The organism is Streptomyces sp. NPDC048291 (genome assembly GCF_043201715.1).
Lineage (GTDB): Bacteria > Actinomycetota > Actinomycetes > Streptomycetales > Streptomycetaceae > Streptomyces.
In genome coordinates this window covers 477,912-491,915 of the sequence record NZ_JBICZC010000008.1, presented here as the reverse complement: position 1 = coordinate 491,915, position 14,004 = coordinate 477,912, and the positions used below count along the sequence as shown (strand labels likewise).

Sequence of the window (14,004 nt, the reverse complement as noted above, 5' to 3'; positions counted from 1 at the left end):
CCCGACTCGAGACACAACGATTCCCATCTCCCGATCGATTCACTGACTTGCACCACCGAACGCCACGGGTGGCGGAATTGGGCGGCCACCGGGCGGTGTGAAAGACGGATCCGCGTTCACCGGCGGCTGTTGCGGACGGCTCGCCAGGCCGTCCGCCTCGCCTTGTGCGCGGTTCTGCTGCCCGCGGTTGTCACCCGCGGTTCTTCTCTGTCCGCGATTTACGCGCGGTCCTTCTCCATGGCCTCGATGAGGCTCTTCGGACGCAGGTCGGTCCAGTTCTTCTCGACATAGTCGAGGCATTCCTGGCGTCCGGCCGCGCCGAACACCTTGGTCCATCCCTCGGGCACGTCTGCGAAGACCGGCCAGAGCGAGTGCTGTCCTTCCTCGTTGACCAGGATCAGATAGCTCGCGTCGGGATCTTCGAAGGGGTTCATGGCAAGCCTTCCTCTCGGACCGTGGTGACCAGTGGATTCGCGGCCCCGATGACGAGGGGACATCTCCCTGGCCGAATTGACCGGGCGACTCGATGCGCAACTCTCGTCGGCCGAAGCCAGGATGACAAGGGCGCTATCCACTGTCCAACAGGCCTTTCACCACGGCTGTTCAACTGGCGCAAGGCAGCGGTTGAACACCGTCGTTCTGTGTTCACCCGGTCGCTGGCATAGTGTGCGCGTGTCCCGACGACGGCATCTCCACAACGCGCGGATCGGGAGGCCATCTTGCCTTACCTGCAGAGCAACGGCATCCAACTCGCCTATTCGGTTTCCGGGTCCGGTGTCAATGTCCTGCTCATCATGGGATCGGGTGCGTCGGCGCGTGTCTGGGAGATGTACCAGACGCCTGCGCTGAACGCCGCCGGATATCGGACCTTCGCTTTCGACAACCGAGGTGTGTCGCCTTCCGCGATACCGCCCGGGAAATACTCGCTCGACGATATGGTCGCGGACACCGCGGGCCTGATCCGGGCTCTGGAGCTCGGTCCGTGTCATCTCGTCGGGGTGTCCCTGGGTGCGTTGATCGCCCAGGAACTGGCCGTGTCCCAGCCTGAGTTGGTGCGGACCGCGGTGCTGGCCGCGACCAAGTCCCGTTCCGATCGGGCGCGTCGGGCGCAGGACGCGGCGAGCCGGGCGCTGCGGGAGAGCGGCCTCGAACTGCCGCGCGGGTACCGGGCGGTGAAGACGGTGTTCGACATGCTGTCGCCGGCGACCGTCGACGACGAGTCCGCCGTGGCGGGGTGGCTCGACCTGTTCGAGTACTCCGGCGACGGCGGTGAGGCCGGCGGGCAGGCCTGGATCGACACCGGACGGGACCGGCGTGCGGAGCTGGCACGGCTCACGGTGCCGTGCCGGGTGATCACGTTCACCGATGACCGGATCAGCCCGCCGCATCTGGGCGCGGAGGTCGCCGAGGCCATCCCGGACTGCGACCTCGTGGAGCTGCGGGACTGCGGCCATCTCGGCTATCTGGAGCGCCCGGAGCCTTTCAACCAGGCGGTCATCGAGTTCCTCGACAAGCACAGTTCGCTCGGTTGACCGCAGCCGGGCCCCGATCGGAAGGAAGTCCCCCATGGCGATGATGGGCGGCCCGGAGCCCCTCGGTCCCCGGCGTATGAGGTTCAACGACGACTCCATCACCCGGCAGCAGATCAAGCCGGGCACGGTGCGCAGGATCGTCCCGTACGCGCTGCGGCATCGCGGCGCGCTGACGGCGATGCTGCTCGCGACCGGGCTGGACGCGCTGATCACGGCGTCCAGCCCGGTGCTGCTGAAGCTGATCATCGACGAGGGCATCATGCACAAGCGCCTGTCGTTGGTGGTGGGCCTGTCGCTGGCGCTGGTGGGTCTGGCGCTGGTGGACGCCGGGGCGATCTACTGTCAGGCCCTGTTCTCGGGCCGTATCGGCCACGGCCTCGTCTACACGCTGCGTACCCAGGTGTTCCGGCATGTGCAGCGGCAGCCGGTCGCCTTCTTCACCAGGACCCAGACGGGGTCCCTGGTCAGCCGGCTCAACACGGACATCATCGGGGCCCAGCAGGTGGTCTCCTCGGTGCTGTCCCAGTCGGTGTCCATCGTGCTGACGATGGCGCTGGTGGTGTCGGCGATGTTCTATCTGTCCTGGCAGATCTCGGCGGTCGCGCTGCTGATGATCCCGATCTTCTTCCTGCCCGCGAAGGTGTTCGGCAAGCGGGTGCAGCGGCTGGTGCGGGCGGCCATGGAGCAGGACGCGGCCATGGGCACGATCATGAACGAGCGTTTCAACGTGGCCGGCGCGATGCTCTCGAAGCTCTACGGCCGTCCGGTGCAGGAGGCCGAGGCCTTCGACGGCCGGGCGTCGAAGGTGCGCGACCTGCGGGTCACGCAGGACGTCTACGGCCGGATGTTCTTCATCGCCACCACGCTGCTCACCGCCTGTACGACGGCGCTGGTGTACGGGCTGGGCGGCAGCCTGGTCATCGACGGGGTGCTGCAGATCGGCACCCTGGTGGCGCTGACGACGCTGCTGTTCCGGCTGTACGGTCCGATCAACCAGCTGACCAGCATCCAGCGGAACATCATCTCGGCGGTGGTCAGTTTCGACCGGGTCTTCGAGGTGATGGACCTCAAGCCGCTGCTGGAGGAGCGGGCGGACGCCCGGGCGCTGCCCGCGGCCGGCGAGGTGGCCCCCGACATCGAGTTCGAGGGGGTGTCGTTCCGCTATCCGACGGCGGAGCAGGTGTCGCTCAGGTCGCTGGAGTCGCTGGAGCGGCGCGTGCCGGAGAAGGCGGACGACTCCTGGATCCTCGACGACGTGTCGTTCCGTGCGCCGGCAGGTCAACTCACCGCTCTGGTGGGCCCGTCGGGTGCGGGCAAGAGCACGATCACCCACCTGGTGCCGCGGTTGTACGACGCGTTGGCGGGGGCGGTCCGGATCGGCGGGCAGGACGTGCGGGAGCTGACGTTCGCGTCGCTGCGCGAGCAGATCGGCGTGGTGACGCAGGACGCCCATCTCTTCCACGACACGATCCGCACGAACCTGCTGTACGCCGATCCGGACGCCACGGACGGCGAGTTGGAGGAGGCGTGCCGGGCGGCGCGGATCTGGGAGGTGATCGACGGGCTGCCGAACGGCCTCGACACCGTGGTCGGCGACCGGGGTTACCGGCTCTCGGGCGGCGAGAAGCAGCGCGTCGCGCTGGCCCGGGTGCTGCTCAAGTCGCCGCCGATCGTGGTGCTCGACGAGGCCACGGCGCATCTGGACTCGGAGTCGGAGGCGGCGATCCAGCAGGCGTTGGCGAACGCGCTGAGCGGCCGTACCTCGCTGGTGATCGCGCACCGGCTGTCCACGATCCGGCACGCGGACCAGATCCTGGTCATCGACGCGGGCCGGGTGCGGGAGCGGGGCACGCACGACTCGCTGCTGGCGGCGGGCGGGCTGTACGCGCAGCTGTACCACACGCAGTTCTCCCGGCAGGCGCCGAACGGCGCGGGCCGCCGGCTCGAAGTGCCGCTGCCGGACCCGTCCTGACCGGCCTGCACCGCTTGTCCCCCCACGGGGCCCACCATCCCCCCACGCGCAGTTCCCACGACGGTTCCCCCCACGGATCCCCCACAGGAGAGGTGATCGGATGTCCCTTGCGATCGAGGCGGACGGCCTCGGGAAACGGTACGGCCGGAGGTCGGCGCTCTCCGGTGTCGACCTGCGGATACCGGCCGGCCGGGTGGTGGGCCTGGTCGGTCCGAACGGCGCCGGCAAGTCGACGCTGCTCGGGCTGACCTGTGGTCTGGTCGAGCCGTCCGAGGGCCGGATCTCGGTGCTCGGCAGGCGGCCCGGCAGCGGCGCGGAGCAACTGGCGCGCGTCGGGTTCGTGGCCCAGGACACCCCGGTCTACGGGAACCTGACGGTCGCGGAGCATCTGCGGCTGGGCGCGAAGCTCAATCCGCGCTGGGACCAGGAGCTGGCCGAGGGCCGGATCCGGCAGATCGGGCTCGACCCCGGTCAGCGGGCGGGCCGGCTCTCCGGCGGGCAGCGGGCGCAGCTCGCGCTGACCGTCGCCGCGGCCAAGCGCCCCGAACTGCTCGTGTGCGACGAGCCGGTGGCCTCGCTCGATCCGCTGGCGCGCCGCGGGTTCCTGGAGAACCTGATGGAGTTCGTCGCCGATCTCGGTGTCGGGGTGGTGCTGTCCTCGCATCTGCTGGGCGACCTGGAGAAGGTCTGCGACTACCTGGTGGTGCTGGCCGACGGCCGGGTCAGGCTGACCGGCGAGGCCGACGACCTGGTCGCGATGCACTACCGGTTGTCGGGGGGCCGCGAGGAGCTGGCGGAGCTGCCGGCCACGGCGGAGGTCATCAGGGCCGAGGGTTCGGGCGACGAGAGCTCGTTGATCGTCCGCTCGCCCGGTCCGGTGCCGTACGCGGTGCGGGCGGAGCACCTGGATCTGGAGGACATCATCCTCGCGTACCTGGAGCGGGCCGCGAGCCCTTCCGCCGTCCCGTCGCAGTCCTCGGAGGTCCGGCCATGACCTGGCTCACCTGGCGTCAGTTCCGTGCCCAGGCCCTGACCGCCACGACCGCGCTCGCCGCCTTCGCGGCCGTGCTGGTGGTTCTCGGCCTGGAACTGCGCGACCGGTACGACGAGGTGGTGGCCGGCTGTGCCGCCCGGCACAGCTGCGCCACCGCCCGGGACGCGTTCCTCGGGCAGTACGACACGCTGGTGTTTCTCGTCAGTGCGGTGCTGCTGGCGCTGCCCGTGGTCATCGGCATCTTCTGGGGCGCTCCGTTGGTCACCAGGGAGTTGGAGGCGGGGACGCATCGCCTGGTGTGGAGCCAGAGCGTGACGCGCACGCGCTGGCTGGCGGTGAAGCTGGCGGTGCCGGCGCTGGCCGCGGTGGTGTTCACGGGCGCCTTCAGCCTGCTGCTGACCTGGGCGGCCAGTCCGTACGACGAGGTGGACGGCAACCGTTTCGCCGTTCTGTCGTTCGGCTCGCGCAACATCACGCCGCCTGCGTACGCGGTGTTCGCGTTCGTGCTGGCCACGCTCGTCGGGCTGCTGGTGCGCCGTACCCTGCCGGCGATGGCGGTCGCCCTGGCCGTCCTCGTGGCCGTCCAGGTGGCGGTGCCGTTCCTCGTCCGCCCGCAACTGCGGGAGCCGGTGACGACGACGGAGGCGCTCAGCGCGCAGACGGCCGAGGAGGGGCGGGTCGATCTGGGCGGGAAGCAGGTGCAGATCCTGGACTTCGTGATCGCGGGGGCGTGGGTGATGGACTCGGGTCACACCCTGCTCGACGCGGCGGGCAAGCCGGTGCGGACCGATCAGGTCAAGAGCTGTATGACCGGGGACCGGCCCAGGGACGTGGCCTGTCTGGCGGGGAAGAACCTGCATTTCGAGGTGACGTATCAGCCGGCCGGGCGCTACTGGTCGTTCCAGTGGACGGAGTTCGCCGGTTACGCGGTGGCCGCGGGCGCGCTGGCCGCGTTCGGGCTGGTCTGGATCCGCAGGCCGATCCTGTGAGCGGGGGCCCGGCCCCGTGACGTCTACGTCGCGCGGCGGGCGACGGGCGGCCCTGGACGGACTACGGCGCCTGCTCCGGTCGGTGGACCGGGGCAGGCGCCGTGTCGTGTGCGCGGCACCGGGTCGCGGTGCTCAGCCGCAGGCCGCCTCGCCGCATGCGGCCTCGCGGTTCAGGGAGCGTTCCCGCTCCTCCAGTTCCTTCGCGAATCCCTGCCAGGTCTCGGCGTACTGCCGGGCCAGCTGGGCCACGAGGTCACCGCAGTGCGGCGGCACCACGGAGCTGAGTTCGGACCACTCGGCCGGGCCGATGGCGTTCTGCTGGAGCAGGCGGAGCAGGTGGCGGCCGCCTTCCTTGTGCCGTAAGGACGGGTCCCGCATCAGTTTGTCGAGCAGTGGCCCCGGCAGGCGTCGCTGCCGGGGTACCCGGGACATCCGGGGGCCCGGGAGGTCCTGCGCCGCGGAGGTGTCCGCCGGGTCCGGTTCCTGGTCGGACTCCGTCCCGTCCTCGGACCACTCCGCGGGGTGCGGTACGGGTGGCAGGGGGGCCGGTGGCAGACCGGAGTTGAGGCGCTTGCGTACGTCGCCGGCCGTCGCGGGTGAGATTCCGGCCAGTCGTGCCACCTCCCGCAGCGATGTCTCCGGCCGTTCGGCCAGTACCGCCGCGGCCCGTAACCGGCCCTCCAGGCTGTTGAGCGGGCGGACTCTGCCGTCCCGGCCGACGCGGGCGTCCACCTGTGGCAGTGCGTCGGCGGAACGGCGTCGGATGGCCGCGACGGTCTTGGCGCCGAGGCCCGCGGACCGTGCGATGGCGCGGTCCGACAGGTGCGGGTGGGTGATCATGATTTTCGTGGCGGCGGCTCGCCGGTCGGCCTGGGAGAGGGGGAAGCCGTGTGTCACGTTGGCTTCGACGGCTCGCAGGAAGGCGTCTTCCTCGGTTCCCTCGAAGAACTCGACCTCGATGTCCTGCCGGCCCTGCCACAGGGTGGCGAGAATCCGGTGCATCCCGTCGATCACGCGCATGGTGCGCCGGTCGACGAGGATGGGCGGGAACGGCGTGTCGACCTCGGCGAGTCTGGCGATGTGCTCCCTGTCCTGCCCTTCCGTGCGCGGCGACTCTCCGGGGCGCAGGGACGAGATCGGGACGGTTTCCGTCTTTTTGCTCCAGATATTCGATCGTGTCTGGGACCTGACTCTCTGTGTTCCGTCAGAATTGACAGCTCGGGGTTCACCGATATTTTCCGGTGGCCCAGCAATCAATGGATCCATGTATCCCCCGTATGGTTTCCGTTGAACAGCTGTGACCCGTGTGGCGCTGAACGTCGACCGGGCCGGCTGCCGGAATACCGAGCCGCGGGACAGGGCGCTCCGGCCGGGACGGAAACCGCGTCCGCGGCCCCTGTGCGTGCTCGGCACTCGTGGCGCTGCGGGCCCTCTGCAAGAGACCAGTCCCCATCTTCATCAGTCGCCACGGCACTGTCGAGACTCTCGACCGTAGCTGACAAAAGGTCTAGACACCTGGCGTCCGTTCCGGTCCGCACCAGCGCCTCGACACTTACCAGGTCCGCAGCCGGGGACCCGGGAACACCCTCGCCGACCGGGCCGCCGCACGACAGGGCCGGGACCCGAACCTTCACACTGCATTCTCATTCGAATAAGCGGATGCTCTAATTCCATGCATGGGGTACCGGGCGCCGGGAGTGAATGTGGACAGGCCGAGGACACCCGGCAACCATGGATACAGGACCATGAACCGGAGTTTGTGGTTCAGCTGAGGACGGTGTCATCCACGGAAATCGACGGCACTTCGGACTTTCCTTCCGGCTTCGTTCCGCCTTCGTTCCGGCTCGGGTTCACCCCGGAAACCGACGAACCGTACGGGCGCCGTCCCCCTTCCCGGAAACGGACACATCCGCCATGAAGACCGCCCTGGTGATCGGCACCGGCCTGATGGGCACCTCCGTCGCTCTCGCGCTGCGGGCGCACGGCGCGACCGTGCACCTGCGGGACACGGACGCAGGCGCCGCGCGAACCGCCGCCTCCCTCGGCGCCGGCACCGTCGCACCGCCCGAGGAGCCGGTCGAGCTCGCGGTGCTCGCGGTGCCTCCCGCCCTGGTCGCCGGGGTGCTCAGCGACGTGCAGGCCGAAGGGGTGGCACGGCACTTCACCGACGTGGCCAGCGTCAAGGCCGGGCCCCGGCTGGACGCGCTCGCCCTCGACTGCGACACCGTCCGCTATCTCGGCGGCCATCCGATGGCGGGCGGCGAGCGCAGCGGCCCGCTGGGCGCCCGGCCCGACCTCTTCGAGGGCTGCACCTGGGTCCTGACCCCCACCCCGGACACCGGCACCGACACCCTCAACACCGTGCTGGAGCTGGTCTCGGCGTGCCGGGCGGTGCCGGTGGTGATGGCGGCGGACGCCCACGACCGGGCCGTGGGCCTGGTCTCGCACCTCCCGCACGTGGTGGCCAGCCTGGTCGCGGACCTGCTGGCCCGGGCGGAGGAGCGCGAGGTGCGGATCGCCGGGCCCGGGGTGCGCGACCTCACCCGGATCGCGGCCGCCGACCCGGGGCTGTGGGTGGACATCCTCGGCGCCAACTCGGCCGTCGTGGCCGACCTGTTGGAGACCCTGGCGGAGGGCCTCGCGGACGCCGTCGCCGGACTGCGCGCCATGGCCGCGACGGACGAGGCCAAACGTGCCGACGGCGCCCGGGCCGTGGCGGAGCTGCTGCGCCGGGGAGCGGCCGGCCGGGCCAGGATCGCCGGCAAGCACGGCGTGCACCCGGCGCCGTACGAGACCGTGACGGTCCGCATCGGCGACCAACCGGGCGAGCTGGCACGGCTGTTCACCGATGCCGGCCGGGCCGGGGTGAACATCGAGGACGTCTCTCTTGAGCACTCGGCGGTGCAGCCGACCGGCCTGGTGCGGCTGAGCGTCGCCCGGGGGGCCGGGGCCGGGCTGGAGGAGTCGCTGCGCGCCCGCGGCTGGCCGCCGCACTGACCCGGAGAGAGATCTTTCCACGCGGGAGCGAATTGCCGATTCCCGAGGAGTACGTACGCTCCGCACCGGCAGTGGAATTCCGCGGCGCACGCCCGGGACCGCGCCGCGGTTCGCGCCACCCGCTGGGAACCGCTGCCCGAGATGCCACGGGCCGGGTTCGCAGTTCGTGCGGGTAACAGCCGGACTGGACGGAACTGCGGCCGGCCGCGGAAAAGATCCGCGCGGTCCTGGCAGCGCCGCCGAAGTCCCGCGAGTGCCATGGCCGGACCGGCCGGCCGACCCCCGCGGACCGGCGGGAACAGCCCCGTCCGGCCCGTCCTTCTTTTTCTCGCCGAGCGGTGTTCAACTGTGTTTCCGCCGCAGTTGAACACCGCTCGGCGCGTCTTGTTCCCCGAGCCGCATGCGGGCCATAGTGCTGCGCAGAGAACACGGAATCACCGGCTGGGAATTCTGTTCCTTCTTTGCGGGAGGTAGGCACCTTCATGCCCGACGAGCAGCTGTTTCTGCGGTCGAAAGCAATAATCGAGCCGCTGGTCGACCGTTTCTACGGCTGGTTTCACACGGTGGCTCCTGTGCAGGCCTCGATGAATCTGGCCTTTCTTCAGGTACCCATGCTCGAATCGTATTTGCAGTCGCCGCAGGTGCATGTCGCGGCGAGCAGCAATCCCGAGCTGCGCGGCGGATTCTTCGTCAACATCCCGGAGGAGGCCAGCTCCCAGGTGGCGGAACTCCTCGACGAGATCAAGCGCGAGCGGGCCGGCATGCTGCGGTTCGCCGAGGCGGTCGCGGAGGGCCAGGAGCTGCTGCGGACCAACGCCACCGGATACGACCTCACGCCGCTGTACCCGAAGCTGCCGCCGGAGCTGGGCGGCCTCGTGGAGCTGGCGTACGACACCGACAACCAGGCGGCGCTGCGGTTCATCGAACCGCTCGTCTACCAGAGCCCGGCCTACATGGAGGACCGGCAGTCGGTGCAGCTCTCGCTGGAGCCCGGAGTCGAGCGGCCGTTCATCCTCAGCACACCGAGGCTGCCGTCGCCCGACGTACTGGAGCTGAAGATCCCCTTCCGCCACCCCGGCCTGGAGGAGCTGTTCAGGACCCGGGTCCGCCCGACCACCCTCGGGCACCTGCGCGAGGCGCTGGGGCTGAACGACGCGCAGGCCGCGCAGCTGTCCGGGCTGCTCGCCCCCGAGCCGAGCCTGGCACCGGACCGGCACATCGAGGCCGGGGGCCGGATCCGCTACCTCGGGCACGCCTGCCTGCTGCTCCAGACCCCCGGCGGAGCGGTCCTCACCGACCCGTTCATCAGCGCCGACGGGGACGCGGGCGACCGCTACACCCTGGACGACCTGCCGGACTTCGTCGACCTGGTGCTGATCACCCACGGCCACCAGGACCACATCGTGCTGGAGACACTGCTGCAACTGCGCGGCCGGGTCGGCACGGTCGTGGTGCCCCGCTCCTCGCGCGGCAACCTGGAGGACCCCTCGATCGGCCTGTACCTCAAGCACCTCGGGTTCCCGGTGGTGGAGGCGGACGACTACGACGAGTTCCCCTTCCCGGGCGGCAAGGTGGTGGCCACCCCGTTCCTCGGCGAACACTGCGACCTCGACATCCGCAGCAAGTCGACCTACTGGGTGGACCTGGCGGGCCGGTCCGCGTTCGTCGGCGCCGACTCCTCCGGCATCGACCCCGCGCTGTACCGCTATGTGCGCCGGCACCTGGGTACGGCCGACTACGCCTTCCTCGGCATGGAGTGCGACGGCGCCCCGCTCACCTGGCTGTACCAGGCGCTGCTCACCAAGCCGGTGACGAAGAAGATGAGCAGCTCCCGCAAGCTGTCCGGCTCCAACGCCGAGCAGGCGGCGGCGATCATGACGGAGCTGGGTGCCGGCGAGGCGTACGTGTACGCGATGGGCGAGGAGCCCTGGCTCGGGCACGTCATGGCCACCACGTACAACGAGGACACCTACCAGATCAAGCAGATCGAGGAGTTCATGACCTGGTGCGCGGACCACGGCATCAAGTCGGGGCACCTGTACGGTCAGCAGGAATGGCGTTGGTGACGATGGCCGGGACGGACATCGCGTACATCGAGCTCTACACCAGCAACAAGAAGGCGGTCGTCGACTACCTCGTCACCGCCCTGGGCTTCGTACGGACCGCCGACACGGTGGCCGTCGACCGCAGTTCCGCGCTGCTGCGGCAGGGCTCCGTGCAGCTGGTCGTCACGACCGGTCCCGCGACCTGGGGTTTCCTGGACGCGCACGGCGACGGCGTCGCGGACATCGCGTTCGCCTGCGACGACGTGCCCGGGGCGGTACGGGCCGCGGTGGCCGCCGGGGCCCGGCGGTCCGCCTCGGCGGCGGGCGCCCCGGTGGTCTCCGGCTTCGGCGGGGTCGCCCACACCCTGCTGCCCGCGGACGCGCACGGCGACGGACTGCCGCCGGGCCACAGCTGGGTCGCCGTACCGGACGCGGTGCCGGACCCGGCCGGGCGCGCCCGGCACATCCGGCTCCTCGACCATGTCGCGGTCTGCGTCGAGGGCGGCACCCTGGACACCTACGCGGACTTCTACCGGGACGCCTTCGGGTTCTCCCGCTACTCCTCCGAGTACGTGGACGTCGGCGCGCACGCGATGGACTCGATCGTGGTGCGCGATGCCTCCGGCCGGGTCACGTTCACCTTCGTCGCCCCGGACCTGTCGAAGGGAACCGGCCAGCTCGACGCCTTCCTCGAACGCAACGGCGGCCCCGGCGTCCAGCATCTGGCCTTCCTGGTCGACGACCTCATCCCGGCCGTGGCGGACTTCCGCACGCGCGGCATCGAGTTCCTGTCGGTCCCGGACACCTACTACGACGCGCTGCTGGAGCGCCTGCCCGGACTGCGCGACGAGATCGACGAGTTGCGTTCCGCGCAGGTGCTGGCGGACCGCGACGAGTGGGGCCACCTGCTCCAGCTGTTCAGCCGCTCCCCCTACGAACGCAACACGCTCTTCTACGAGTTGATCCAGCGCCGGGGCTCCCGTGGGTTCGGCAGCGCCAACATCCGCGCGCTGTACGAGGCCGTGGAACGCGACCGGCTGGCCACCGAATGACGTCGCCGGCCGGCGAGCCGGGGCCGCTCACCCTGGCCGACTACGCGAGGCGGGCCCAGAGCCGGATGGCCCCGGGCGTATGGGACTTCGTCACCGGTGGCGCCGGGGACGAGCGGACGCTGGCCGCGAACACGGCGGCGTTCGACCGGGTGCGGCTGCGTCCGCGCGTACTCACCGGCGCGGGCCGGCCGGGTCCGGGCACCCGGGTCCTCGGCCGGGAGTGGGCGGCGCCGGTCGGCGTCGCCCCGATGGGCTATCACACCCTGGTGCACCCGGACGGTGAGGTCGCCACCGCGGCGGCGGCCGGGGCGGCGGGCGTGCCGCTGGTCGTCAGCACCTTCGCGGGCCGCACGTTCGAGGACATCGCCGCCGCGGGGGCACCGCTGTGGCTGCAGCTGTACTGCTTGCGCGACCGTGCCACGATGCGGGCCCTGGTCGAGCGGGCCGAGCGGGCCGGCGTCGAGGCGCTGGTGCTGACGGCGGACACCCCGCGTCTCGGCCGGCGGCTGCGGGACCTGCGAGGCGGCTTCCGGCTGCCGCCGGAGATCACGCCAGCCAACCTGTCCGGCACCGGGTTCGCCTCCCCCGCCGACCACGCCCGCGAAGCCTTCGACCCGGGGCCGGACTGGACGGTCCTGTCCTGGCTGCGGTCCGTCAGCGCGCTGCCGGTGCTGGTCAAGGGCGTCCTCACCGCCGAGGACACCACGCGGGCACTGGCCGCCGGCGCGGCCGGGGTCGTGGTCTCCAACCACGGCGGCCGGCAGCTCGACGGCGCGCCCGCCGCCCTGGAAGCACTGCCGGAGGTCGCCGCGGCGGCGGCCGGCCGTGTCCCCGTGCTCCTCGACGGTGGCGTGCGGCGCGGCGTCGACGTGCTCGCGGCGCTCGCGCTCGGCGCGGACGCGGTGCTCCTGGGCCGCCCGGTGCTGTACGGCCTGGCCGTGGCCGGCCGGGACGGCGTCGCGGACGTCCTGGGCATCGTGGCCGAGGAGTTGGGCGACGCGATGGCGCTGACCGGCCTGGCGTCCGTGTCCGACGCGGGGCCGGACCTGGTCGCCGGGGGCGCTCCCCCGTCCGTGCGGCGCCCGCGGCGCTCCGTGGCCGCTCCCCCGGCCCCGGCCGCGGACGCCGTGCTGGCGCGGGAGCACCTGCACGCCAGTGTCAGCGATCCGCTGCTGGACACCATGAACTTCCTCAACGAGATCACGCACCGCTATCCGCGGGCCGTCTCCTTCGCCCCCGGGCGTCCCTACGACGGTTTCTTCGATCCGGAGAGCATCTTCGGGTACATCCGCCGTTACATGCAGCACCTGGAGAAGGCCGGCTGGTCGGCCGAGCGGATCCGTGACGCGCTCTTCCAGTACGGGCCGACCGGCGGTCAGATCCGTGAGCTGGTGGCCGAGTCGCTCCGTCTCGACGAGCGGATCGACGTGCCGCCCGAGGCGATCGTCGTGACCGTCGGCTGCCAGGAGGCGATGCTGCTCGCGCTGCGCGCGCTCATCGCCGGACCCGAGGACGTGCTGCTGGTCTCCAGCCCCTGCTACGTGGGCATCACGGGCGCGGCGCGGCTCCTCGACATCGAGACGGTCGCGGTCGAGGAGGGACCGGACGGGTTCCGCTGCGCCGACCTGGCGGCCGCGATCGGAGCGGAGCGCGCCCGCGGACGCCGTCCACGCGCCTTCTACGTCGTCCCCGACCACTCCAACCCGTCCGGCGCCACCATGTCCCCCGCCGAGCGGCGCGAACTGCTGCGGCTGGCGGCCCGCGAGGACATCCTGATCCTGGAGGACAGCCCGTACCGGTTGGTCAGTCCGGGGCCGCAGCAGCCCACGCTGAAGGCGCTGGACCGGCAGCGGCGGGTCGTCCAGCTCGGCTCCTTCGCCAAGTCCCTCTTCCCCGGCGCCCGCGTCGGCTACGTGGTCGCGGACCAGCCCGTCGTCGACCGGGACGGCAACACCGGGCTGCTGGCCGACGAGCTGATCCGGATCAAGAGCATGGTGACGGTGAACACCTCGGCGCTGAGCCAGGCCGCCGTCGCCGGCATGCTGCTGTCCGCGGGCGGGGGCGCCGCGGCCCTCAACACCGAGACCGCGGCGCACTACGGCGCGGCCATGCGGGCCACGCTCCGGCAGCTCGACGTCTGTCTGCCGGAGCCGCGGCGCACCGCGCTCGGCGTGCGCTGGAACCGGCCGAGCGGCGGGTTCTTCCTGACCGTCACCGTGCCCTTCGCCGCCGACAACGCGGCGCTGACGCGCTCGGCCGAGGAGTTCGGCGTCATCTGGACGCCCATGTCCTACTTCTATCCGCAGGGCGGCGGAGAGCACGTGCTCCGGCTGTCCGTCAGTTATCTCACCCACGCCGACATCCGTGAGGGAATCGCGCGACTGGCGCGGTTCATCACGGCCACGGCCCGCACCTGAAAGGAC

Annotated in this window: 10 protein-coding genes; 8 read left to right on the top strand and 2 right to left on the bottom strand. The window is 71.0% G+C overall.

The features are described 5' to 3' along the window. Positions 1-218: 218 nt before the first annotated feature. Positions 219-434 (bottom strand): MbtH family protein, encoded by a 216-nt coding sequence (locus ACGF5O_RS24045; protein ID WP_393811921.1) that lies wholly within the window; start codon positions 432-434, stop codon positions 219-221. A gap of 360 nt (positions 435-794) precedes the next feature. Here ACGF5O_RS24045 and ACGF5O_RS24040 point away from each other — a divergent pair, with 360 nt between their 5' ends. The 4 genes from ACGF5O_RS24040 (at position 795) to ACGF5O_RS24025 (ending at position 5,487) form a co-directional block, all read left to right on the top strand. Beyond that, positions 795-1,532, top strand: a complete 738-nt coding sequence (locus ACGF5O_RS24040) for an alpha/beta fold hydrolase (protein ID WP_393811942.1) — start codon at positions 795-797, stop codon at positions 1,530-1,532. Positions 1,533-1,566: 34 nt separating this feature from the next. After that, complete coding sequence (locus ACGF5O_RS24035; protein ID WP_393811920.1) at positions 1,567-3,504, top strand: ABC transporter ATP-binding protein; 1,938 nt, start codon at positions 1,567-1,569, stop codon at positions 3,502-3,504. Positions 3,505-3,604: 100 nt separating this feature from the next. Then, positions 3,605-4,498: an ABC transporter ATP-binding protein gene (locus tag ACGF5O_RS24030; protein WP_393811919.1), complete on the top strand. Its 894-nt coding sequence runs from the start codon at positions 3,605-3,607 to the stop codon at positions 4,496-4,498. Further along, positions 4,495-5,487 carry a transporter gene (locus ACGF5O_RS24025; RefSeq protein WP_393811918.1) on the top strand — a complete coding sequence of 331 codons (993 nt, stop codon included), beginning with the start codon at positions 4,495-4,497 and terminating at the stop codon, positions 5,485-5,487. The genes ACGF5O_RS24030 and ACGF5O_RS24025 overlap by 4 nt, the downstream gene beginning before the upstream one ends. 132 nt (positions 5,488-5,619) lie before the next feature. On the opposite strand, the gene ACGF5O_RS24020 is transcribed toward ACGF5O_RS24025, so the two are convergent. After that, positions 5,620-6,507, bottom strand: a complete 888-nt coding sequence (locus ACGF5O_RS24020; RefSeq protein WP_393811917.1) for a transcriptional regulator — start codon at positions 6,505-6,507, stop codon at positions 5,620-5,622. Positions 6,508-7,401: 894 nt separating this feature from the next. Between ACGF5O_RS24020 and ACGF5O_RS24015 the strand changes: the two genes are divergently transcribed. From ACGF5O_RS24015 to ACGF5O_RS24000, 4 genes are all read left to right on the top strand, one after another. After that, positions 7,402-8,484, top strand: a complete 1,083-nt coding sequence (locus ACGF5O_RS24015) for a prephenate dehydrogenase (RefSeq protein ID WP_393811916.1) — start codon at positions 7,402-7,404, stop codon at positions 8,482-8,484. A gap of 482 nt (positions 8,485-8,966) precedes the next feature. Continuing rightward, positions 8,967-10,550 carry an MBL fold metallo-hydrolase gene (locus ACGF5O_RS24010; protein WP_393811915.1) on the top strand — a complete coding sequence of 528 codons (1,584 nt, stop codon included), beginning with the start codon at positions 8,967-8,969 and terminating at the stop codon, positions 10,548-10,550. Further along, on the top strand, positions 10,538-11,581 hold the full coding sequence (gene hppD / locus ACGF5O_RS24005) for a 4-hydroxyphenylpyruvate dioxygenase (RefSeq protein WP_393811914.1): 1,044 nt from the start codon (positions 10,538-10,540) through the stop codon (positions 11,579-11,581). The genes ACGF5O_RS24010 and hppD overlap by 13 nt, the downstream gene beginning before the upstream one ends. After that, complete coding sequence (locus ACGF5O_RS24000) at positions 11,578-13,998, top strand: aminotransferase class I/II-fold pyridoxal phosphate-dependent enzyme (protein WP_393811913.1); 2,421 nt, start codon at positions 11,578-11,580, stop codon at positions 13,996-13,998. The genes hppD and ACGF5O_RS24000 overlap by 4 nt, the downstream gene beginning before the upstream one ends. Positions 13,999-14,004: the final 6 nt, after the last annotated feature.